Source organism: Kitasatospora sp. NPDC056327, assembly GCF_042261735.1.
Lineage (GTDB): Bacteria > Actinomycetota > Actinomycetes > Streptomycetales > Streptomycetaceae > Kitasatospora.
In genome coordinates this window covers 1-21,490 of sequence record NZ_JBHJRC010000091.1, presented here as the reverse complement: position 1 = coordinate 21,490, position 21,490 = coordinate 1, and the positions used below count along the sequence as shown (strand labels likewise).

22 protein-coding genes and 5 tRNA genes are annotated in these 21,490 nt (G+C 73.5%); 6 read left to right on the top strand and 21 right to left on the bottom strand.

The genetic code is table 11. The annotated features are described in order from the left end of the window. Positions 1 to 217 precede the first annotated feature (217 nt). The 5 genes from coaD to ACFCX4_RS15860 form a co-directional block, all read right to left on the bottom strand. Complete coding sequence (coaD, locus tag ACFCX4_RS15880) at positions 218 to 709, bottom strand: pantetheine-phosphate adenylyltransferase (RefSeq protein WP_376142698.1); 492 nt, start codon at positions 707 to 709, stop codon at positions 218 to 220. Between the two features lie 51 nt (positions 710 to 760). Next, positions 761 to 1,345, bottom strand: a complete 585-nt coding sequence (gene rsmD / locus ACFCX4_RS15875; RefSeq protein WP_376142696.1) for a 16S rRNA (guanine(966)-N(2))-methyltransferase RsmD — start codon at positions 1,343 to 1,345, stop codon at positions 761 to 763. 113 nt (positions 1,346 to 1,458) lie between these two features. Continuing rightward, complete coding sequence (locus tag ACFCX4_RS15870) at positions 1,459 to 1,992, bottom strand: hypothetical protein (RefSeq protein ID WP_376142694.1); 534 nt, start codon at positions 1,990 to 1,992, stop codon at positions 1,459 to 1,461. Positions 1,993 to 2,107: 115 nt separating this feature from the next. Beyond that, positions 2,108 to 4,351 carry an ATP-dependent DNA helicase RecG gene (gene recG, locus ACFCX4_RS15865; protein WP_376142692.1) on the bottom strand — a complete coding sequence of 748 codons (2,244 nt, stop codon included), beginning with the start codon at positions 4,349 to 4,351 and terminating at the stop codon, positions 2,108 to 2,110. A 40-nt stretch (positions 4,352 to 4,391) separates the two neighbouring features. After that, positions 4,392 to 6,185, bottom strand: coding sequence for a DAK2 domain-containing protein (locus ACFCX4_RS15860; RefSeq protein ID WP_376142690.1), 1,794 nt, complete (start codon positions 6,183 to 6,185; stop codon positions 4,392 to 4,394). A gap of 282 nt (positions 6,186 to 6,467) precedes the next feature. Between ACFCX4_RS15860 and rpmB the strand changes: the two genes are divergently transcribed. Continuing rightward, positions 6,468 to 6,653, top strand: coding sequence for a 50S ribosomal protein L28 (gene rpmB / locus ACFCX4_RS15855; RefSeq protein WP_073813963.1), 186 nt, complete (start codon positions 6,468 to 6,470; stop codon positions 6,651 to 6,653). Between the two features lie 133 nt (positions 6,654 to 6,786). On the opposite strand, the gene thiD is transcribed toward rpmB, so the two are convergent. The 3 genes from thiD to ACFCX4_RS15840 form a co-directional block, all read right to left on the bottom strand. Beyond that, positions 6,787 to 7,584: a bifunctional hydroxymethylpyrimidine kinase/phosphomethylpyrimidine kinase gene (thiD, locus tag ACFCX4_RS15850; RefSeq protein WP_376142688.1), complete on the bottom strand. Its 798-nt coding sequence runs from the start codon at positions 7,582 to 7,584 to the stop codon at positions 6,787 to 6,789. A gap of 17 nt (positions 7,585 to 7,601) precedes the next feature. Next, complete coding sequence (locus ACFCX4_RS15845) at positions 7,602 to 8,627, bottom strand: 6-phosphofructokinase (protein ID WP_376142686.1); 1,026 nt, start codon at positions 8,625 to 8,627, stop codon at positions 7,602 to 7,604. A gap of 287 nt (positions 8,628 to 8,914) precedes the next feature. Continuing rightward, positions 8,915 to 9,880: a thiamine-phosphate kinase gene (locus tag ACFCX4_RS15840; protein WP_376142684.1), complete on the bottom strand. Its 966-nt coding sequence runs from the start codon at positions 9,878 to 9,880 to the stop codon at positions 8,915 to 8,917. A 217-nt stretch (positions 9,881 to 10,097) separates the two neighbouring features. On the opposite strand from ACFCX4_RS15840, the gene ACFCX4_RS15835 reads away from it, so the two are divergent. Beyond that, positions 10,098 to 10,331, top strand: coding sequence for an Lrp/AsnC family transcriptional regulator (locus ACFCX4_RS15835; RefSeq protein WP_376142682.1), 234 nt, complete (start codon positions 10,098 to 10,100; stop codon positions 10,329 to 10,331). 20 nt (positions 10,332 to 10,351) lie between these two features. Next, on the top strand, positions 10,352 to 10,870 hold the full coding sequence (locus ACFCX4_RS15830; protein ID WP_376142681.1) for a DUF3515 family protein: 519 nt from the start codon (positions 10,352 to 10,354) through the stop codon (positions 10,868 to 10,870). 69 nt (positions 10,871 to 10,939) lie between these two features. On the opposite strand, the gene ACFCX4_RS15825 is transcribed toward ACFCX4_RS15830, so the two are convergent. From ACFCX4_RS15825 to ACFCX4_RS15815, 3 genes are read right to left on the bottom strand one after another with little or no spacing between them, the layout of a single operon-like run. Further along, positions 10,940 to 12,082, bottom strand: a complete 1,143-nt coding sequence (locus tag ACFCX4_RS15825) for a D-alanine--D-alanine ligase family protein (RefSeq protein ID WP_376142679.1) — start codon at positions 12,080 to 12,082, stop codon at positions 10,940 to 10,942. A 59-nt stretch (positions 12,083 to 12,141) separates the two neighbouring features. Then, complete coding sequence (locus ACFCX4_RS15820) at positions 12,142 to 13,143, bottom strand: NAD(P)H-dependent glycerol-3-phosphate dehydrogenase (protein WP_376142677.1); 1,002 nt, start codon at positions 13,141 to 13,143, stop codon at positions 12,142 to 12,144. After that, positions 13,140 to 13,964, bottom strand: coding sequence for a lysophospholipid acyltransferase family protein (locus tag ACFCX4_RS15815; RefSeq protein ID WP_376142675.1), 825 nt, complete (start codon positions 13,962 to 13,964; stop codon positions 13,140 to 13,142). Before ACFCX4_RS15815 ends, ACFCX4_RS15820 begins: the two co-directional genes overlap by 4 nt. Before the next feature lie 215 nt (positions 13,965 to 14,179). Between ACFCX4_RS15815 and cofC the strand changes: the two genes are divergently transcribed. Further along, a complete protein-coding gene (gene cofC / locus ACFCX4_RS15810) occupies positions 14,180 to 14,899 on the top strand; it encodes a 2-phospho-L-lactate guanylyltransferase (protein WP_376142673.1) in 720 nt (239 codons plus the stop codon). A 43-nt stretch (positions 14,900 to 14,942) separates the two neighbouring features. After that, positions 14,943 to 15,164 (top strand): hypothetical protein, encoded by a 222-nt coding sequence (locus ACFCX4_RS15805; protein WP_376142671.1) that lies wholly within the window; start codon positions 14,943 to 14,945, stop codon positions 15,162 to 15,164. Between the two features lie 157 nt (positions 15,165 to 15,321). Here ACFCX4_RS15805 and ACFCX4_RS15800 read toward each other — a convergent pair whose 3' ends face one another. The 4 genes from ACFCX4_RS15800 to leuC form a co-directional block, all read right to left on the bottom strand. Beyond that, a complete protein-coding gene (locus ACFCX4_RS15800; protein ID WP_376142669.1) occupies positions 15,322 to 15,915 on the bottom strand; it encodes an HU family DNA-binding protein in 594 nt (197 codons plus the stop codon). 133 nt (positions 15,916 to 16,048) lie between these two features. After that, positions 16,049 to 16,396: a hypothetical protein gene (locus tag ACFCX4_RS15795; protein ID WP_376142668.1), complete on the bottom strand. Its 348-nt coding sequence runs from the start codon at positions 16,394 to 16,396 to the stop codon at positions 16,049 to 16,051. Between the two features lie 183 nt (positions 16,397 to 16,579). Beyond that, a complete protein-coding gene (gene leuD, locus ACFCX4_RS15790) occupies positions 16,580 to 17,176 on the bottom strand; it encodes a 3-isopropylmalate dehydratase small subunit (protein ID WP_376142666.1) in 597 nt (198 codons plus the stop codon). 5 nt (positions 17,177 to 17,181) lie between these two features. Next, a complete protein-coding gene (gene leuC / locus ACFCX4_RS15785) occupies positions 17,182 to 18,603 on the bottom strand; it encodes a 3-isopropylmalate dehydratase large subunit (protein WP_376142664.1) in 1,422 nt (473 codons plus the stop codon). Positions 18,604 to 18,836: 233 nt separating this feature from the next. Between leuC and ACFCX4_RS15780 the strand changes: the two genes are divergently transcribed. Further along, on the top strand, positions 18,837 to 19,550 hold the full coding sequence (locus tag ACFCX4_RS15780; RefSeq protein WP_030306825.1) for an IclR family transcriptional regulator: 714 nt from the start codon (positions 18,837 to 18,839) through the stop codon (positions 19,548 to 19,550). A 157-nt stretch (positions 19,551 to 19,707) separates the two neighbouring features. On the opposite strand, the gene ACFCX4_RS15775 is transcribed toward ACFCX4_RS15780, so the two are convergent. The 6 genes from ACFCX4_RS15775 to ACFCX4_RS15750 all read right to left on the bottom strand — a co-directional run bounded on the left by ACFCX4_RS15775 (position 19,708) and on the right by ACFCX4_RS15750 (position 21,308). Then, positions 19,708 to 19,782: transfer RNA gene (locus ACFCX4_RS15775), tRNA-Gln, on the bottom strand. A 46-nt stretch (positions 19,783 to 19,828) separates the two neighbouring features. Beyond that, positions 19,829 to 19,901, bottom strand: a tRNA-Glu gene (locus ACFCX4_RS15770). A gap of 26 nt (positions 19,902 to 19,927) precedes the next feature. Further along, positions 19,928 to 20,000, bottom strand: a tRNA-Glu gene (locus ACFCX4_RS15765). A gap of 26 nt (positions 20,001 to 20,026) precedes the next feature. Beyond that, positions 20,027 to 20,099 (bottom strand) — tRNA-Glu (locus ACFCX4_RS15760). 43 nt (positions 20,100 to 20,142) lie between these two features. Then, positions 20,143 to 20,214: transfer RNA gene (locus tag ACFCX4_RS15755), tRNA-Gln, on the bottom strand. A gap of 293 nt (positions 20,215 to 20,507) precedes the next feature. Then, positions 20,508 to 21,308, bottom strand: a complete 801-nt coding sequence (locus tag ACFCX4_RS15750) for a fumarylacetoacetate hydrolase family protein (protein ID WP_376142662.1) — start codon at positions 21,306 to 21,308, stop codon at positions 20,508 to 20,510. Between the last annotated feature and the right edge of the window lie 182 nt (positions 21,309 to 21,490).

Sequence of the window (21,490 nt, the reverse complement as noted above, 5' to 3'; positions counted from 1 at the left end):
CTTCGTCTTTCCGTGTGCCGCCGAGGTCCGGCGGAGGCAGCGCCCGGCGCGGTGGACGACACCGCAGGGCAGGAATACAGACTGTACGGCCACTGCCCTGCGAGGTCACAACGTCCGGCGCGGGCCGCCCTGCCACCCGTCCGGCAAACCATGACGAACCGGCAGAAACGGACGTGCGGTCATCCGCGGCCGGGCCGGGGCCGGCCGCCGCCGGCCGCTACTGCTCGGCGCGGCGCTCGGCGATCCGCTCGACCAGCCTGCGGTGCGCCGTCTCCGGCAGCAGGTGGGAGACGTCGCCGCCGTAGGAGGCGACCTCCTTCACCAGCGTCGACGAGAGGAAGCTGTACGTCGGCGAGGTCGGCACGAAGAGCGTCTCGACACCGGTCAGACCGTGGTTCATCTGCGCCATCTGCAGCTCGTAGTCGAAGTCGCTGACCGCGCGCAGGCCCTTGATGATCGCCGGGATGTCCCGCTCGCGGCAGAAGTCCACCAACAGGCCCAGGTGCGACTCGACCACCACGTTGCCGTAGGGGGCGGTGGTCTCCTCGATGAGCGCGATCCGCTCCTCGATGCTGAACATGCCCTGCTTGTTGCGGTTGATCAGCACCGCGACGTGCACCACGTCGTACAGCTTCGAGGCCCGCTCGATGATGTCGAGGTGACCGTTGGTGATCGGGTCGAAGGACCCGGGGCAGACGGCGCGGCGCATGGCGTGTGTGCTCCCTCGTGGGGTGACGGGAATCCTGCGGGCCCGGGCCCGCTAGGGGTGGTGGCGGGTCCTCGCGGCGGCGTGACCGTACCAGAGCGTGCCCTCGCCGTACCGCCGGGAGCGCAGCCCCTCGAAGCCTTCCGGCCAGCCGAACGCACCGCCGCGGGTGCTGCGCTCCACGGTGACGAGCGCGTCCTCCGTGAGCCAGCCCCCGGCCGACAGTGTGATCAGCATCTCGCGCACCTCGTCGTCGGTGACGACGTAGGGCGGGTCGAGGAACACCAGGTCGTACGGGGTCTCCGGGGCCGGCCCGGCGATCACCTTCTCCGCCCGGGCGGCCTTCAGGAGCGCCCCCGGCAGACCGATCGTGCGGATGTTCTCCCGGATCACCCGGGCCGCCTGGGCGTCCGCCTCGACCAGCAGCACGTGCTCGGCCCCCCGGGAGAGCGCCTCCAGACCGACCGCGCCGGATCCCCCGAACAGGTCCAGCATCCGGACGCCGTGCAGGGTGCCCCGGAGCGACTCCAGGGTGGAGAACATCGCCTCGCGGGCCTTGTCGGAGGTCGGTCGGGTGCCCCGGCCGGGCGGTACGGCCAGCCGGCGGCCGCCGGCCGCCCCGGCGATCACGCGGGTCATGGTGGTGGTGGGTCCTTTCGTCGCTGCCCGACCACGCTATCCCGGTCACCGCCCCCCGCTCACGCCGGAGGGGCGCCCCCGGGGACGCCCCTCCGGTCGTGCGCGGGGTTCGCTCAGCCCGCCTCGGAGCCCGCCGCCGGGGCCGGGACCGCCGCGCCGAGCAGCGACGGCGAGGCGTAGCGGGACCAGGAGAGGCAGCCGTCGGGCGGGCAGTACTCGGGGCGGCGCGGGTCGTGGCCGAGCTCGCGCAGCTTGGTGCGGACGGAGTCGGGCGTGCGGCCGAAGCGGGCGGCGATCCGGGCGACGGTCTCGCCCTCGTGGAAGCGCCGGACCAGCTCCTCCTCGTGCTGCGGCACCCAGGGGGCGCCGTGGCCGGGGTAGAGCTCGCGCAGCACGTCGCGGTCGGGGATGGGCTCGGAGACGTCGGCGACGATCGCCAGGGCCCGGAGCGCGCGGTTGAGCGCGATCCGCAGCGAGGCGACGTCCTCGACCGGCAGGCGCAGCTTGCCGGAGGCGAGCGGGGCGGCGGCGGCCCCCTCGCGCCAGCCGGTGAGGGTGAGGGTGACCTCGCGGTCGTCGTCGCTGGCGAGTTCGATCCGGAAGACCTTGTCGCCCAGCGGGAGCTCGTTGAGATGACGGAATGCCATGGCTAAACCCCCAAGTGTCGTGCCAGGAGCGCACCTTGGGGGTGCGTCCTGAACACCTCCATTCTCTCCCGGGGGTCTGACAACCGGGCCCGGCCGGCGGGCCCGCGGGCGCTCCTCAGCCCTTCTCCATGTAGGCCGCGCGGTCCTCGTCGATCAGGCTGTCCAGCACGGTGCGCAGATCCGGGTGGGCGGCGAGGTCCGGGTCCTCGGCGACCAGCCGGGTGGCCTCGGCCCGGGCGGTGACGATGACCTCCTCGTCCTCCAGCACCGACAGCACCTTGAGCGAGGACTTCACTCCGGACTGGGCCTGCCCCAGCACGTCGCCCTCGCGGCGCTGTTCGAGGTCGATCCGGGAGAGCTGGAAGCCGTCCAGGGTGCCGGCCACCGCGTCCAGCCGGGCGCGTGCGGCACTGGCCGCCGGCATGTCGGTGACCAGCAGGCAGAGCCCGGGGGCGGAGCCCCGCCCCACCCGGCCGCGCAGCTGGTGCAGCTGGGAGACGCCGAACCGGTCCGCGTCCATGATCACCATCGCGGTGGAGTTGGGGACGTTGACGCCGACCTCGATCACCGTGGTGGCCACCAGCACGTCCACCTCGCCGGCCGCGAACCGGCGCATCACGTCGTCCTTGGCCTCCGGCGCGAGGCGGCCGTGCAGGATCTCCACCCGCAGCCCGGCCAGCGGACCCGCGAGCAGCCTCCCGGCGGTCTCCACCACGGAGAGCGGGGGCCGCCGGTCGCCCTCGGCCGCCGCGCCCTCGTCCGGCGCCTCGTCGAGCAGCTCCTCCAGGTCCGCCGCCCGGCGCTTCCGTCCGCCCTTGGCGCCCTTCTGCTCCTCCGGGTCCTCGTCCCCGATCCGCGGGCAGACCACGTACGCCTGGTGGCCCTTGTCCACCTCCTCCCGGACCCGCTCCCAGGCCCGGGTCAGGAAGTTGGGCTTCTCGACGGCCGGCACGACATGGGTGGAGATCGGCGAGCGCCCGGCCGGCAACTGGTCCAGCACGGAGGTCTCCAGGTCCCCGAAGACGGTCATGGCCACCGTGCGCGGGATCGGGGTGGCCGTCATCACCAGCAGGTGCGGCGGCTGCTCGCCCTTGGCCCGCAGCGCGTCCCGCTGCTCGACGCCGAAGCGGTGCTGCTCGTCGACCACGACCAGGCCGAGGTCCTGGAACTGCACCTTGTCCTCGATCAGCGCATGGGTGCCGATCGCCAGGCCGGCGTCCCCGCAGGCCATGTCGAGCAGCGCCTGCCGGCGGGCCGGGACGCCCATCGAACCGGTGAGCAGCACCACCCGGGTACCGAGGTCGGAGCCCCCGATCATGCCGCCCTCCGCCAGGTCGCCCATCATCTCGACGACCGACCGGTGGTGCTGCTGGGCGAGCACCTCGGTGGGCGCCAGCAGCACCGCCTGCCCCCCGGCGTCGACCACCGCCAGCATCGCCCGCAGCGCGACGAGCGTCTTGCCCGAACCGACCTCGCCCTGGAGCAGCCGGTGCATCGGGTGGTCGGACGCGAGGTCGGCGGCGATCTCGGCGGAGACCTTCCGCTGCCCCTCGGTGAGGGTGAACGGCAGCCGGGCGTCGAAGGCGTCCAGCAGGCCGCCGGGGCGGGCCTCGCGCGGCTTGGCGGGCAGGGCGGAGTCCGCGGCCCGGCGCCGGGCGAGGGCGACCTGGAGGACGAAGGCCTCGTCCCAGCGCAGGCGCTCCTGGGCGCGCTCGCGATCGGCCTGGTTGCGCGGGTGGTGGACGAGTTCGAGGGCCTCGGGCAGCGGGATCAGGCCGTGCCGCTCGCGGAGTCCGGCGGGCAGCGGCTCGCCGACGTCGGACAGGTGCTTCTCCAGGGCCATCCCGACGCTCAGCGAGATCTTCCAGCTGGGCATCTGGGCACTGGCCGCGTAGACCGGGATCAGCCGGCCGGCGAACTGCCGGGCCGCGTCGGAGCCGGACTCCGCGTCCGCGTCGAGCAGCTGGTAGTCGGGGGAGGCCAGCTGGCGGGTCCGGTTGAACACCCCGACCTTGCCCGCGAACAGGCCCTGCATCCCCGGCCGGAGCTCCTTCTGCCGCCAGCCCTGGTTGAAGAAGACCAGCGAGAGCCGGCTGCGGTCGTCGGTGACCACCACCTCCAGCCGGTCGCCCTTGCGGCCGCGGAAGGGGATCAGGGTGACCTTCTCGATCCGGGCCAGCACGGTGACGTGCTCGTCGATCTCCAGCTCGTCCAGGCTGGTGAGCCGGCCGCGTTCGACGTAGCGGCGCGGATAGTGGTGCAGCAGGTCCCCGACCGTGCGCAGCTTGAGGCTGTCGGCGAGCACCTTGGCGGTCCGGTCGCCGACGAGCTTGGTCAGTGGTTCATCGAGAGCGCCCATCAGGCCCCTGTCTACACCACCGAACCGACAAACCGGGCCCTCACTCCACACCGATCAGCAGCGGCGCCGACTCCTGTCCACCGTGGAAGACCGCCGCGTCCACCTCCGGCCGGCTGTGCCGGGCGTGGGCGACCAGCCGCTCGGCGAGCCCGCCGGGGGCCCCCTCGCCCAGGACCAGGGTGACGAGTTCGCCGCCCCCGCCGAGCATCCGGTCCAGCACGCTCTCGCCGACCTCGGCCAGGCCCTCGCCGATCACCGCGACGTCCCCGTCGATCAGCCCGAGCACGTCACCGGCCTGGCAGACCCCGGCCATGGTCCAGGACTCGCCCTCGGCGACCGCCAGTTCGGCGTAGCGGGTGGCGCCGGCCGCCGAGGTCATGGCGACCACGTCCTCGTCGAAGCGCCGGCCGGACTCGTGCACGGCGAGCGCGGCCAGGCCCTGGACCGGCGAACGGGTGGGCAGCACGGCGATCCGCACGCCCTCCTCCCGCAGCTGGTCGGCGGCGGCGCCGGCCGCGGCGCGCAGCTCGGGGTCGTTGAGCAGCAGCACCACCTCGCGGGCGGCGGCCCGGCGCACCGCGGCGGCGAGTTCGGCGCTGGCCGGCGGGCGGCCGGGCTCGGCGTGCAGCACGACCGCCCCGGCCTGCTCGCAGAGTTCCGCGAGCCCCTCGCCGGAGACCACCGAGAGCACCGCGCGGGCCCGCGGCTCGGGCTCGCCGCGCCCCGCGGCGGCGCCGGAGCGGGCGGCGGCCTCGGCGAAGTGGGTGATCCGGATCTGGTAGGGGCGCCCGGCCTCGACCCCGGCCTCGACGGCGGCGCCCGCGTCGTCGACGTGGACGTGGACGTTCCAGAGGCCGTCGCCACCGCCGACCACCAGGGAGTCGCCGAGCGCGCCGAGCCGTTCGCGCAGGGCCGGCAGCGCCCCGTCGGGCGCGTCCAGCAGGTAGATCACCTCGAACGCGGGGTGGCCCGGCCCGGCGGGGCGGACGTGCGCCCCGCAGCCGTCGGCCGGCTGCTCCGCCGTCCGCTGTTCGCCGGGCCCCTGCTCCCCGCTCGCCCGGTCCCCGGGCCCGCCGGCGGCGTGCTCCCCCGGTCCGGCGGCCGGCCGGTGCCCCCGCCCGCCGGTGCTCCGCCGGCGGCCCGCGCCGGCCGCTCCCGGCGCCGCCGCGTCCTGCGGTCCGAAGTCGCGCAGCGCGACCGGCCCCATCGGCTGGTGCCCGGCCACCGCGTCGGCGAGCGCCCCGAGGACGGCGACCAGACCGCGGCCGCCGGCGTCCACCACCCCGTTCTCGGCGAGCACGGAGAGCTGCTCGGGGGTGTGCCGCAGCGCCTCGCGGGCTGCCCGGTAGGCCGCCTCGGCGACCTGGCCGAGGCCGTCGCCGGCCCGTCCGGCCTCCCGGGCGGCGACCCGGGCGACGGTCAGCAGGGTGCCCTCCACCGGTTCGGCGACGGCCTGGTAGGCGGAGTCGGCGGCCCGCTGGAGCGCGGCCCGCAGCTCGTCGGCGCCGCCGCCCTCGGCGAGCTTCTCGGCGGTGCCGCGCAGCCACTGGGCGAGGATCACCCCGGAGTTGCCGCGGGCGCCGACCAGGGCGCCGCGGGCCATCGCCCGGGCGGTCTCGGCGAGGCCCGGGGCCGGACCGCCGCCCGGTGCGGCGAAGCGGCCCTCCACCTCGGCGGCGGCCGACTCGACGGTCAGGTAGAGATTGGTGCCGGTGTCGCCGTCCGGGACGGGGTAGACGTTGAGTGCGTCGATCTCCTCGCGGGCCTGGCCGAGCGCGCGCAGCGCCAGTTGGCACCAGCTGCGCACGGCCGGGGCGTCGAGCGTGTGCAGCACCAGGTCTCCTCCGGAGTGGGACGCCGTGATGGCCTGAGGGTGAACGGCGAGGGGTGGTACCGGCAGGTTATCGGGGGCCGGGAGGCGGCCGCGGCCCCGGCGGCCGGAGCGATCACCCTGCTGGTCATGGTAGTTTCGTTGAACGGAAGCAGGCGTTGTATGCTCTTCCGGTTGCCTGGAACAGTTCCGGGCTCACCCCTTGGTCCGGTCCGGTTCACGTGAGTGCTCCGCTGGTCCGGCGGGTTTCTCACGTAAATGATCTGAAGTCTTGGAGTGACTCCTGTGGCTGCCAACTGCGACGTCTGCGGCAAGGGGCCGGGCTTCGGCAACAGCATCTCCCACTCGCACCGCCGTACCCCCCGTCGCTGGAACCCCAACATCCAGACGGTGCGCGCTGTGGTTGGGCGGACGCCGAAGCGGCTCAACGTCTGCACCTCGTGCATCAAGGCCGGTAAGGTCTCGCGCTGACGCGCAGACCGGTATGCCGGTCCTCCAGTGAGTCGGTTCGTCCCCGGATGAACCGGCTTTCTGTTGTTCCGGTATCCGACCGACCTCGAACGGGCGGGCCCTCGGGCCCGCCCGTCGACGTTCTCCGGCCGGGTCAGCGCCAGCGCCAGGCGTGGTCGACCGGGCCGATGCCGGAGCCGAGGGCGAAGCCGCCCGCGATCGCCCCGGTGATGTACTCCTTCGCCGAGGCGACCGCCGCGGGCAGTTCCTCGCCCTTGGCCAGGCCGGCGGCGATCGCGCTGGCCAGGGTGCAGCCGGTGCCGTGGGTGTGCCGGTTGTCGTAGCGCGGCGCCCGGTACCAGTACTCCTCCCCCGGGCCGCCGTACAGCAGGTCGGCGGCCTCGCCGGCCAGATGGCCGCCCTTGACGAGCACCCAGCGCGGCCCGAGGTCGAGCAGCGCCCTGGCCGCGTCCAGCATCCGGCTCTCGTCCTCGACGGTGCGGCCGGTGAGCTGCGTCACCTCGTGCAGGTTGGGCGTGGCGAGGGTGGCGACCGGGAGCAGCTTCTCCCGGACGGTGGCGACGGCCTCGGCGGCGAGCAGCGCGTCGCCGTGCTTGGAGACGCCGACCGGATCGACCACGACCGGCGCACCGATGCCGGCCAGCAGCCCGGAGACGGTCTCGACCAGCTCGGTCGAGGCGAGCATGCCGGTCTTCACGGCCTGGACGCCGATGTCGTCGGCCACGCTGCGGAACTGCGCGCGGACGGCCTCGGCGGGCAGCTCCCAGTAGCCCTGGACACCGAGCGAGTTCTGCGCGGTGACGGCGGTGATCACGCTCATGCCGTGGACGCCGAGGGCGAGCATCGCCTTGAGGTCGGCCTGGATGCCGGCGCCGCCGCCGGAGTCGGAGCCGGCGACGGTGAGGACGCGGGGAGGTGCGGTGGAAGACATGCGCCCAACCTACGCGGTCACAGCACGGCCTCGGACTCCGCCCAGCGGTCCTCCGGGACGGTCTTGAGCCTGGTCACCGCGTCGGCGATGGGCACCAGCCGGATCTCGTTGCGGCGCAGCGCCGTGAAGTGGCCGAACGCGCCCTGGTGGACGGCCTCGACCGCGTACCAGCCGAACCGGGTGGCGAGCACCCGGTCCCGGGCGGTCGGGGTGCCGCCGCGCTGGACGTGGCCGAGGATGACCGGGCGGGCCTCCTTGCCGAGCAGGTTCTCCAGCTCGTGCGCGAGGCGGTTGCCGATCCCGCCGAAGGTCCGGTGCCCGAACCGGTCGACCGAGCCGTGGTCGAAGCGCATGGTGCCGGGCGTCGGGGAGGCCCCTTCGGCGACCGCGATGATGGCGAACTTCTTGCCGCGGGCGAAGCGGTCCTCGACCATCCGGGCCACCGCCTCGATGTCGAAGGGCTTCTCCGGGATGAGGATGCCGTGGGCGCCGCCCGCCATGCCGGCGGTGAGGGTGATCCAGCCGGTGTGCCGGCCCATCAGCTCGACCACCATGACGCGCTGGTGCGACTCGGCGGTGGTCTTGAGCCGGTCGATCGCCTCGGTCGCGACGTGCACCGCGGTGTCGAAGCCGAAGGTGACGTCGGTGGCGTCGATGTCGTTGTCGATGGTCTTGGGGACTCCGACCACCGGAAGCCCGGCGTCGCTGAACATCCGGGCGGCGGTGAGGGTGCCCTCGCCACCGATGGCGATCAGCGCGTCGATGCCGATGTCCCGGGCGAGGGTCTTGGCGTTCTCGACGGCCCAGGCGATCCGCTCGCGCTGCACCCGGGCGGAGCCGAGGATGGTGCCGCCGAGGGTCAGCAGGCCGGTGACGTCGTCGTGCGAGACCGGGCGGGTGCGGCCCTCGATGAGGCCGAGGAAGCCGTCCTCGATGCCGACGATCTCGTCGCCGTGCACGTCGGTCCCGCGGTGCACCACGGACCGGATCACCGCGTTCAGTCCGGGGCAGTCGCCGCCGCTGGTCAGGACTCCGATTCGCATGGCGTGGGCTCTCCCGCTCGAAGTGGTTCAGACCAAAATGGTCCAGACCACCAGCGTAACGAGCGGATGGCCGGGCCGCGGGCCAAGCCTACGCACTCCCCCGGCCCGGAGTCCGCTCGCGCGCCGAACCGGGAGCGTCGCACGCCCCCGGTGCGCGCCCCCGCCGACTCGCCCCACCGCCCCGCCGACTCGCCCCACCGCCCGGCCGCACCGCACCACCGGTCCGGCGGAGGGCCCGGCCGGCCGCCAACGGGCCCCGTCCGCACCCCGGTTGCTGCCGGGGCGCGTCACTCCGAGAAGTGGTCCCAGCCGCCGACCCGGTCCCAGGCCTCGCCGTCCACCGTCACCCGGCCGCCGCGCCCGGGCCGCGCCCGGCCGGCCACCGCGCCCACCACCCGCCAGCGGGCGGGCAGTTGGACCCCGCGCGGGAAGGTCGCCACGATCGCGTGGTCCTCCCCGCCGGAGAGCACCCAGACCAGCGGGTCGACCCCGACCGCCTGGCCGATGTCCGCCATCTGGGCCGGCACGTCGAAGTCGGCCGCCCGCAGGTCGATGTCCACCGCGCTCGCCCGCGCCACGTGTCCGAGGTCGGCGACCAGCCCGTCGCTCACGTCGATCATCGCGGTGGCGCCCAGCTCCGCCCCGGCCGGGCCGGCGTGGTACGGCGGCTCCGGACGGCGGTGCGCCTCGACGAACGCCCGCGGCGAGCGGAAGCCGCGCTGCAGCACCGTCAGGCCCGCCGCCGACCAGCCGAGCCAGCCGGTGACCGCGACCACGTCACCCACCTGGGCACCGGCGCGCGTCACCGGCGCGCGCCCCTTCAGATCCCCGAGCGCCGTGACGGCCAGCGTGATGGTGTCACCGCGCACCACGTCACCGCCGACCACCGTCGCCCCGGCCACCTGGCACTCGTCCCGCAGCCCGTCCATCAGCTCGGTGGCCCAGGTGGTCGGCAGGTCCGCCGGCGCGACCAGGCCCAGCAGGATCGCGGTCGGCACCGCACCCATCGCGGCCACGTCGGCGAGGTTCTGGGCGGCCGCCTTGCGGCCCACGTCGTACGCGGTGGACCAGTCGCGGCGGAAGTGCCGGTTCTCGATCAGCACGTCCGTGGTGGCCACCACCCGGCCGTCCGGGGCCTTCACCACGGCGGCGTCGTCACCCGGGCCGAGGTCGACCGCGTCGGTGAGCGGTACCCGGGCGGTCAGCTCCCTGATGAGTCCGAACTCGCCGAGCTCGCCCACGGTCCCCTGCATCTGCCGTCCTCTCGGTGGCGCCCGGCCGGGCGCGTACGTCCTGCGGCCACGCCGCCTCCGCGCGCAGCGTACGCCCTCGCAGGACGCACGGGTCTCCCCTCCCCGGCCCGGCGGGAGGTAGCGTGGTGATCAGTCTGCCGGAGAGCCCCTTCCCCACCCCGCGCCCGACCGGGCACTCCCGGCGGCGATCCCCGTCCCCAGCCGCCGGGAGGTCCCCGTGGTACAGGCCTACATCCTGATTCAGACCGAGGTCGGCAAGGCCAGCGCCGTCGCCGAGTCCATCGCCAAGATCCCCGGCGTCATCCAGGCCGAGGACGTCACCGGCCCGTACGACGTCATCGTCCGGGCCGAGGCCGACACCGTCGACGACCTCGGCCGTCTGGTCGTCGCGAAGGTCCAGCAGGTCGAGGGGATCACGCGCACCCTCACCTGTCCCGTCGTCCACTTGTAAGGCGCGCATACCATCGGCGGGTGACCCGAGAACTCCGCGTCCCCCGCTTCCTGGCGGCACTGCCGGCCCCGGTCCGGTGGCTGGCGGTGCCGACCGCGCTCGCCTGCACCGTCGTCGTCCTGATCGGCAGCTGGAACTCCTCCGCCGACCCGGCGGTCGACGTGCCCGAGCCCCGGGGCAAGGCCGCCGAGTCCTGCCGCGCGCTCGCCGGCGTCCTGCCGCAGGAGCTGCTCGGCCACGCCCGCAAGGACCCGTCGCCGGCCTCCCCGTACGTCGCCGTCTGGTCCTCCTCGCCCCGCATCGTGCTGCGCTGCGGCGTGCCGCACCCCGAGGGCCTGGTCGACGAGAAGCAGGCCGAGATCGCCCCGACCGTCAACGACGTCACCTGGTGGCCCGAGCAGCTCGCCGACGGCGGCTACCGCTTCACCGCCACCCAGCGCGCCGCCTTCGTCGAGGTGACCGTCCCGGGCGGGGCGCTCGCCAACCCGCTGGACGCCGCCGCCGCCCTCTCGGACGCGGTCAGGACGACGATCCCCTGATCCCCGCCCACGACGCACGGAGGGCGGCCCCGGGTTCCGGGGCCGCCCTCCGTCCGTTTCCCGCGACCGCTACCGCAGACCGGTCGGGCGGCGCAGCGCCGCCTGCAGCAGCCGGTCGATCAGCTCCGGGTACGACAGCCCGGTGGCCTCCCACATCTTCGGGTAGGCCGAGATCGGGGTGAAGCCGGGCATGGTGTTGACCTCGTTGACCATCCAGCCGCCGTCCTCCAGCAGGAAGAAGTCCACCCGGGCCAGCCCCTCGCAGCCGAGCGCCTCGAACGCGGCGATCGCCTGGCGGCGGATCTCGGCGGTCTCCCCGTCGGAGAGCTCGGCCGGGATCCGGACCTCGGAGGAGTCGATGTACTTGGCCTCGAAGTCGTAGAACTCGTAGCCGCCGCCGACCAGGATCTCCGCCGGGACGCTGGCGCGCGGACCGTCCTCGGCCTCCAGCACCGCGCACTCGATCTCGCGGCCCTCGACACCCGCCTCGATGATCAGCTTGGGGTCGTGCCGGCGGGCCTCCTCGATCGCCGCGTCGAGGTCGGAGAGGTCCTTGACCTTGGTGATGCCCATGCTGGAGCCGGCCCGGCAGGGCTTCACGAACAGCGGCAGACCGAGGCCGGCGGCACGCTCGCGGACGGCGGCGCGGCCCTCCTCGCTCTCCCACTCGCGCGGCCGCACCACGGTGTACCGCCCGACGCCCAGGCCGTGCGAGGCCAGCAGGCGCTTGGTGAACTCCTTGTCCATGCCCACCGCGCTGGCCAGCACGCCGTTGCCGACGTACGGCACGCCGGAGAGCTCCAGCAGACCCTGCAGCGTGCCGTCCTCGCCCCACGGTCCGTGCAGCAGCGGGAAGACCACGTCGACCTCGCCGAGCGCCTTCGGCGCGCTGCCGGGCTCGCTCCAGACCACCTCGCGGCTGCCGGGGCCGACCGGCAGCGAGACCTGGCCCCCGGTGGACTCGGCGACGTGGTCGACGTCGGGCAGCTGGCCGTCGGTGATGGCCATCCGGGCCGGCTCGTCGCTGACCAGTGCCCAGCGGCCCTCGTGGGTGATGCCGATCGGCAGCACCTCGTACTTGTCGCGGTCGATCGCCTTCAGCACGCTGCCCGCGGTGGAGACCGAGATGGCGTGCTCGGAGCTGCGGCCGCCGAACACGACGGCGACCCGCGGCTTCTCGGAGGGGTTCTGGGAGGTCTGTTCGATGCTCATATCGCGACCGAGGGTACCCCGGGCCGGGCCGCCCCGAGGCGACCGACCCGGGGCCCGGCTCAGTGCCGTTCCGGCTTGGCCGAGCGGGCCATCAGCGCCCGCAGCGCCTCCTGGGTCGGCCGGCCGTTGTGCACGACGTCCACCACGGCCTCGACGATCGGCATGTCGACGCCGTTGCGCCGGGCCAGGTCGAGCACCGACTCGCAGGACTTGACGCCCTCCGCGGTCTGCCGGGTGGCCGCGATCGTCTCGGCGAGCGACATCCCCCGGCCCAGGTTGGTGCCGAAGGTGTGGTTGCGGGACAGCGGCGAGGAGCAGGTCGCCACCAGGTCGCCCATGCCGGCCAGCCCGGCGAAGGTGTAGGGGTCGGCGCCGAGCGCCAGCCCCAGCCGGGTCGTCTCGGCGAGCCCGCGGGTGATCAGGGTCGCCTTGGTGTTGTCGCCGAGCCCCATGCCGTCGGCCATGCCGACCGCCAGGCCGATGACGTTCTTGACCGCCCCGCCGAGCTCGCAGCCGATCACGTCGGTGTTGGTGTACGGCCGGAAGTACGGCGTGTGGCAGGCCGCCTGGAGCCGCTTGGCGACCGTCTCGTCGGTGCAGGCGACCACGCTGGCGGCCGGCTGCCGGTTGGCGATCTCCCGGGCCAGGTTCGGTCCGCTGACCACCGCGATCCGACCCCGGCCGACCCCGGCCACCTCGGCGACGACCTCGCTCATCCGCTTGGCGGTACCGAGTTCGATGCCCTTCATCAGGCTGACCAGGACCGTCCCCGGCTCCAGCAGCGGCGCCCAGGCGGCCAGGTTCTCGCGCAGCGTCTGCGAGGGCACCACCAGCACCGCGAAGTCCGCGCCGGCCAGCGCCTCGGCGGGGTCGGTGGTGGCCCGGACGGTGTCCGGCAGCCGGACCCCGGGCAGGTAGTCGGGGTTGGTGTGGGTGGCGTTGACGGCGTCCGCCAGCTCCTGGCGGCGGCCCCACAGGGTCACCTCGCAGCCGGCGTCGGCCAGCACCATCGCGAAGGCGGTGCCCCAGGAACCGGTGCCGAACACGGCGCAGCGGGTCACTTGGCGTCCTCCCCGGTCCCGTCGGCACCGGCGGCGCGCTCCCGGCGGGCCGACGCGGCGGCGGCCCGCTTCCGGGCGGCCTCCCGCATGTCGTACCGCTCGGCGGGCGGCTCCTCGCCGCGGATCCCGGCCAGCACCTCGGTGATGGCCGCCATGATGTCCTCGGTCGCGTCCCGGAGCACCTGGGCGGTGAGCTCCTGCCCCTGGTACTTGCTCAGGTCGACGGCCGGCCCGGCCGCCACGACCACCTTGTGGCGGGGGAAGAGGTTGAACCTGCTCCTCCCCGAACCGCCCCGGCCGTACGGCGGGATGATCTCGTGGGCGCCCCAGTGCGCGACCGGGATGACCGGCGCGCCGGTCATCAGCGCCACCCGGGCGACCCCGCTCTTGCCGGTCATCGGCCACAGGTCCGGGTCGCGGGTGAGCGTGCCCTCCGGGTAGAACTGCACGCACTGGCCCCGGTCGACCGCGTCGATGGCCGCCCGGAACGCCTGCGCGGCGTCGGTCGACTCGCGGAACACCGGGATCTGGCCGGTCTTGCGGAGCATGAACCCGATGAAGGGGACGGAGAACAGCGAGGACTTGCCGAGGATCCTCGGCGGCCGTCCGCTGTTGTACTGCCAGTGCGCGTACACCACCGGGTCGATGATCGAGTTGTGGTTGACGGCGGCGATGAAGCCGCCCTTCTCCGGAAGGTGCTCCCAGCCCCGCCAGTCGGGCTTGACCAGGGCGGTCGTCACCGGCTTCACCAGCACGGCCGCGAAGCGGTACCAGAAGCCGTAGTCGGCGTTGCCGAAGCTGGCGTACGAGCGGCGGGCCACCCCAGGTCCTCCTCATCCGTGCGGCACGAGGGAGTGCCGCGGTCGATCTCGCCTCCACCGCCCCTCTCGGGGCGCGGGCGCGGAACAGTCTCGCCCGACGGCTCACCGCCTGTCGAGCAACCCCGCCCGCGCGTCCGGCGCGCGTGATCAAACGCACGTCCGCACAGCTCGGACGGCCTGGCGGGGGATCCGGGACCGGCGTCACAATGACGCCGATGACCCAGGACACCGTACGCCCCAGCGGGCCCGTCGCGCCCGCCGCACCCGCCGCCGGCTGGTCGCTGGTGGTGCCGCTCAAGCCGCTCGCCCGGGCCAAGTCCCGGCTGGCCCCGTTCGCCGGCCCGCACCGCCCCGGCCTCGCGCTCTCCTTCGCGCTGGACACGGTCACCGCCGCGCTGGCCGCGCCCGGGGTCGGCCGGGTCCTGGTGGTCACCCGGGACACCGGGGCCGCGGCCCGGCTGGCCGCGCTCGGCGCCCTGGTGGTCGGCGACGAGCCCGGCGGGGGTCTCAACGAGGCCCTGGCGCACGGCGCGGCCGCCGCGCTGGTCCTCGCGCCCCGTGCGCCGCTGGCCGCGCTCTCCGCGGACCTGCCGGCGCTGCGCCCGGCCGAACTGGGCCGGGTGCTGGACGCCGTTCCCGCCACCGGCCGGGCCTTCCTGCCGGACGCCCCGGGGCTGGGCACCACCCTGCTGGCCTGCGCCCCCGGCAGTCCGCTCGCTCCCGCGTTCGGGGACGGTTCACGGGCCCGGCACGCGGCCGGCGGCGCCCGCGAACTGCTGCTGACCGGTGTGGAGTCGGTCCGCCGGGACGTCGACACCGGGGAGGACCTGGCCGAGGCGCTGGCGCTCGGCGTGGGCCCGCACACCCGTGCCCTGACGGCCCGGCTCGGCCCTCCCCCGGCGCGGACGCCGGCCGGACCGCCGCCTCCCCCCTGAGACGCCGCCGGGGACTGTCGGCGGCCCTCGCTATGCTGCTGCCATGCAGGCCACCGCGTTCACCTTCGACCCCGCCACCCGGGCCGGCTCCGTGCTGCTCGACGACGGGACCCCGGTGCCGTTCGACGCGGCCGCCTTCGACGCCGGCGGCCTGCGGCTGCTGCGCCCCGGCCAGCGGGTGCGGATACGCACCGAGGGCGACGGCGCCGCCCGCCGGGTGGTCTTCCTCACGCTGCAGACCTTCCCGGACCCGGCCGCGGGCTGAGTCCGGCACCGCTCCCGCCGCCGCCCGGATCGCCGGCCCGGCCGCTCTTCCGGGAAATCCCGGAAAAGCGGGGAGCCGTGGTTCCGGCCTTCCCGGAATTCCCGGGGAAGGGCGGAACCACGGCTCCCGAAGGCCGTCCCGTGACGACGCGCGACGACTACTTGGCCGTGGTCTTGCGCGCGGTGGTCTTGCGGGTGGCGGTCTTCTTGGCCGGCGCCGTCTTCTTGGCGGTGGCGGTCGCCTTCTTGGCGGCGGCCGTGGTCTTCTTCGCCGGGGCGGCGGCCGTCTTCGTGGCGGTCGCCTTCTTGGCGGCGGCCTTCTTGGCCGGGGTCGCGGCGGCAGCGGCGGCGGCGGCCGTGGCGGCGCGCTTGGTGGCGGCCCGCTTGGCGGCCGGGGTCGCGGCGACACCGCTCTTGCCCGGGGTGAGGGAGCCCTTGGGCGCCTTCTTGACCGAGGGGCCTTCCTTCGGCAGCTTCTTCGCGCCGCTGACCAGGTCCTTGAAGCCCTGGCCCGGACGGAAGCGGGGCACCGAGGTCTTCTTGACCTTGACCTTCTCGCCGGTCTGCGGGTTGCGGGCGAAGCGCGCGGAGCGCTCCACCTTCTCAAAGGTGCCGAAACCGGTGACCGAAACGCGGTCGCCGGCCACGACGGCGCGCACCATGGTGTCGAGCACTGCGTCGACGGCCTCTGCGGCAGCCTTGCGACCGCCCAGCTGCTCGGCCACCGCTTCGACAAGCTGAGCCTTGTTCACGTCTTCCCCTTCGGAAACGGGCGCCGGATGATTCCATCCGTTCATTTCGCACGTTAGGTATGTATCTGCGGACTTTCAATTACCAAACGCGCGAATCACCCTAGTGTCGCAATGGATTTGCGCGTCGGCGACCTCAGTCGACGGGCGGGCGCCCCTCGTCGAGGTCCTGCACAAAGCGACTCAACCGCCGCGCCGCCCCCGGAAGATCGCGCTTGGCGGTCTCGGTGACGATGAGCAGTTGACGGGTGAGAGCGGTCTTTGCATCGGCAGACACGTTCAGCGCATGCACGCGGTCGTGAGCTTGCTTCAACCGCTCGGCCACAAGCGCGAAGAGCGCTTCGACTTCCGGGTCGTCGGGCCCCTCAGCAGCTGAGGTGGCGACGTCCGGCCGATCGTCAATTCGGCGTTCGGATCCCCGGCCCGTGGACTCCGGTGACGCGGGTTCGCCGCCCGCGTACGGAGGTTCATGGTGCCGGTGCATGCACTGATTGTGCCATCTACGCGCAGTTGTGCATGCTGCGGGGCCCTCCGTCGCTAAACCGAATCCCCAATCGGGCCGCGTCGGACGGGTACAACTCCTGCCCCGGAACGGCGGATGGCCCGCCCCCCCGAGGGGGAGCGGGCCATCCGGCGGTTCGTCAGAATGCTTGTTCAGAACGGGTTCTCAGGCCACCGGCAGGGTACGCGGCTTGAACGCCGGGCGACGGGTCTCGAACGCGGCGATGTCACCCTCGTTCTGCAGGGTGATGCTGATGTCGTCGAGGCCGTTGAGCAGCCGCCACCGGACGTTGTCGTCCAGTTCGAAGGAGGCGGTGACCCCCTCGGCCCGGACCTCGCGGGCCTCCAGGTCGACGGTGATCTCGGCGGCCGGGTCGGCCTCGGTCAGCTCCCAGAGCCGCTCCACGGTCTCCTGCGGGAGAACCACGGTCAGCAGGCCGTTCTTCAGCGAGTTGCCGCGGAAGATGTCGGCGAAGCGCGAGGAGACGACCGCGTGGAAGCCGTAGTTCTGCAGGGCCCAGACGGCGTGCTCCCGGGAGGAGCCGGTGCCGAACTCGGGGCCGGCCACCAGGACGGTGGCGCCCGCGCGCTCGGGCCGGTTCAGGATGAACGACTCGTCCTTGCGCCAGGCCTCGAACAGCCCGCCCTCGAAACCGGAACGGGTGACCTTCTTGAGCCAGTGGGCGGGGATGATCTGGTCGGTGTCGACGTTGCTGCGGCGCAGCGGGACGGCCCGGCCGGTGTGGGTGGTGAACTTCTCCATGCTGCTCAGACCTCCACGGCGGCGTTCGACGCCAGATCGGCGGGGGCCGCCAGGCGGCCCAGGACGGCGGTCGCGGCGGCGACCAGCGGCGAGACCAGGTGGGTGCGGCCGCCCTTGCCCTGGCGGCCCTCGAAGTTGCGGTTCGAGGTCGAGGCGCAGCGCTCGCCGGGGGCCAGCTGGTCGGGGTTCATGCCCAGGCACATCGAGCAGCCGGCGTGCCGCCATTCGGCGCCGGCCTCGGTGAACACCTTGTCCAGGCCCTCCTCGACGGCCTGCAGGGCGACCCGGACGGAGCCGGGGACGACCAGCATCCGCACGCCGTCGGCGATCCGGCGGCCGCGCAGCAGGTCGGCGGCGGCGCGCAGGTCCTCGATCCGGCCGTTGGTGCAGGAGCCGACGAAGACCGCGTCGACCTTCACCTCGCGCAGCGGGGTGCCGGCCTCCAGGCCCATGTAGGTCAGGGCGTTCTCGGCGGCGATCCGCTCCTGCGGGTCGGCGAAGGAGGCCGGGTCCGGCACCGCGGAGCCGAGCGGGGCGCCCTGGCCGGGGTTGGTGCCCCAGGTGACGAAGGGGGTCAGCTCGGTGGCGTCGATGAAGATCTCGTGGTCGAAGACCGCGTCCTCGTCGGTGCCCAGGGTCTTCCAGTACGCGACCGCGGCGTCCCAGTCCTCGCCCTGCGGGGCGTGCGGGCGGCCCTGGAGGTACGCGAAGGTGGTCTCGTCGGGGGCGATCATGCCGGCCCGGGCACCCGCCTCGATGGACATGTTGCAGACGGTCATCCGGGCCTCCATGGAGAGGCCGCGGATCGCCGAGCCGCGGTACTCCAGGACGTAGCCCTGGCCGCCGCCGGTGCCGATCTTCGCGATGATCGCCAGGATGAGGTCCTTGGCGGTGACGCCGTCGGGCAGCTCGCCCTCGACGGTGACCGCCATGGTGCGGAACGGGGCCAGCGGCAGGGTCTGGGTGGCCAGCACGTGCTCGACCTGGCTGGTGCCGATGCCGAACGCCAGCGCGCCGAAGGCGCCGTGGGTGGAGGTGTGGGAGTCGCCGCAGACCACGGTCGTGCCGGGCTGGGTGAGGCCCAGCTGCGGGCCGACGACGTGCACCACGCCCTGCTCGACGTCGCCGAGCGAGTGGATCCGGACGCCGAACTCGGCCGCGTTCCGGCGCAGGGTCTCCAGCTGCACCCGGGAGACCGGGTCGGCGATCGGCTTGTCGATGTCCAGGGTCGGGGTGTTGTGGTCCTCGGTGGCGATCGTGAGATCGGTGCGGCGGACCGGGCGCCCGGCCAGCCGGAGGCCGTCGAAGGCCTGCGGGCTGGTCACCTCGTGGAGCAGGTGCAGGTCGATGTAGAGCAGGTCGGGCTCGCCCTCCGCGCGCCGCACGACGTGGTCGTCCCAGACCTTCTCTGCGAGTGTCCGTCCCATCGGATTCCCTCCAGCCGGCCGCGTTGCCGGCCTTCTCGTGATCGTCGAGGTCAAAGCTGCCGCGGCCCCGTACGGAACGCGGTCGCGCGACCTGCACACCGGATCGGTGTCCACGATGCGGACACCTCGGCGGGGCCGCATCCTGGATGTCTCCCGGGCTGCTGCATCCAGGGTGGCGCTTTTCGCCGGAGATTGAACTTGCGTCTCGCGGAATGAGACTGCAGTCTTAGCGCATGGACAACTCTAGCGGCGTCGGCGTGCTCGACAAGGCCGCTCTGGTGCTGAGCGCACTGGAGTCGGGCCCCGCCACGTTGGCGGGGCTGGTCGCCGCCACCGGTCTGGCGCGCCCCACGGCCCACAGACTCGCCGTCGCACTCGAACACCACCGTCTGGTCACCAGGGACATGCAGGGCCGGTTCATCCTCGGCCCGCGGCTGTCCGAACTCTCCGCCGCGGCGGGCGAGGACCGGCTGCTCGCCACCGCGGGCCCCGTCCTCACCCACCTGCGCGACGTCACCGGCGAGAGCGCACAGCTCTACCGCCGGCAGGGCGAGATGCGGATCTGCGTCGCCGCCGCCGAGCGGCTCTCCGGTCTGCGGGACACCGTCCCGGTCGGCAGCACCCTGCCGATGAAGGCCGGCTCGGCGGCCCAGGTCCTGCTGGCCTGGGAGGAGCCCGAGCGGCTCCACCGCGGTCTCCAGGGCGCCCGCTTCACCGCCACCGCGCTCAGCGGCGTCCGGCGGCGCGGCTGGGCCCAGTCGATCGGCGAGCGCGAGCCGGGCGTGGCGTCCGTCTCGGCCCCGGTCCGCGGCCCCTCCAACCGCGTCGTGGCCGCCGTCTCGGTCTCCGGACCGATCGAGCGCCTGACCCGTCACCCGGGCCGGCTGCACGCCCAGGCCATCATCGAGGCCGCCAACCGGCTCACCGAGGCCCTGCGCCGCAGCTGACCCCTCCGGGCCCCCGCACCCGCTCCCCCCACTCCCCCACTCCCCCGCCCGAGAACCGGAAAGGGCCCCGCTCGTGACCGGGCGGGGCCCTCCGGGTTCCGGCACACACCGGTTCGGAAACACAAAAAAGACCCCGGGAACCGGGGCCTTCATTCACTGGCTGGGGTACCAGGACTCGAACCTAGACTAAATGAACCAGAATCACTCGTGCTGCCAATTACACCATACCCCAACAAAGCAATCAGCCGATGAGCAGACCCATCGGCTTCGTGCTTCGGTACCCCCGACCGGATTCGAACCGGCGCTACTGCCGTGAGAGGGCAGCGTGCTAGGCCGCTACACAACGGGGGCTTCCTGGCGATCCCTTGCGAGATCAGTACCCCCGACCGGATTCGAACCGGCGCTACTGCCGTGAGAGGGCAGCGTGCTAGGCCGCTACACAACGGGGGCTTCCTGGCGATCCCTTGCGAGATCAGTACCCCCGACCGGATTCGAACCGGCGCTACTGCCGTGAGAGGGCAGCGTGCTAGGCCGCTACACAACGGGGGCTTGTTCTTCATTTGTGCGGTACTGCGTGAACCACTGTACTGCGCTGGGGTACCAGGACTCGAACCTAGACTAAATGAACCAGAATCACTCGTGCTGCCAATTACACCATACCCCACCAGAGTTGAACCCCTGTCGGAGATCTTCTCGGGCTTGCGCCTCCCGCTCGGCTCCGGCGGGGGTTTCGCTCCCTCGTCGTTGCCCTCCCGGGCGGCGCAGAAAGAACATTACCCGACGTCCGCCCCGGCTCCAAAATCGATAACCCCAGGCAGCGGGCAGGGGGCCGTCCGGTGACGTCGCGGGACGCCGCGGACCCGGTGCCGGACCGGGTCCGCGGGCGAGGTCAGGAGGCCGGCCGGGCCGCCCGCACGGCCCTCGGGCCCGGCCGCGGGCGGGCCGTCCGGCACCCCGTCAGCCCCGCTTGACCACCCTGTTGGCGAGGGTGCCGATGCCCTCGACCGTGACGGCGACCTCGTCACCGATGTTCAGCGGGCCGACGCCCGCGGGCGTGCCGGTGAGCACGACGTCGCCGGGCAGCAGCGTCATGGCCTCGGAGATGTGGACGATCAGCTCGGCGACCGAGCGGACCATCAGGGAGGTGCGGCCGGTCTGCCGCAGCTCGCCGTTGACCGTGCAGGTGATGGCGAGGTCGGACGGGTCGAGGTCGGTCTCGATCCACGGGCCGAGCGGACAGGCGGTGTCGAAGCCCTTGGCGCGGGCCCACTGGCCCTCGCGCTGCTGGACGTCGCGCGCGGTGACGTCGTTGGCACAGGTGTAGCCGAGGATCACCTCGGGGACCCGCTCCAGCGGCACCTCCCGGCACATCCGGCCGATCACCACGGCCAGTTCGGCCTCGTACTGGACGTCCGAGGAGAACGGCGGGTAGGCGATGCTCTCGGTCGGGCCGATCACCGAGGTGGACGGCTTGAAGAAGGTGAGCGGGACGTCCGGGACCTCGCCGCCCATCTCGGCGGCGTGCGCGGCGTAGTTGCGCCCGACCGCGACGATCTTGTTCGGCAGCATCGGGCTGAGCAGCCGGACGTCCTGGAACCGGTGGCTCTCGCCGGTCGGCTGGGGCTGGCCGAACGGATGGCCGGCCAGCGCGTGGACCACCAGCGACTCGGGACGGGCCGGGTCCCCCTCGACCACACCGAAGGAGACGCTGCCGGCGGCAGGGCTCCCTTCCCGGACGGAAAACCTGGCAATGCGCACGGCTGGGCTACCCCTCGCTGAGACGGCCGCCCGGGCGCGCCCGGGCGCTGGCGGCACCGCGACCCGTCCGGTCCGGCACCGCTCGATCGCTGCCAGGCTATCGCGCGCACCCCGGCCCGGCGGCTTCACCGCGTCCGGGCGGCCCACGGACGCCGCAGGGCCCCGTCGCCGTTGCGACGGGG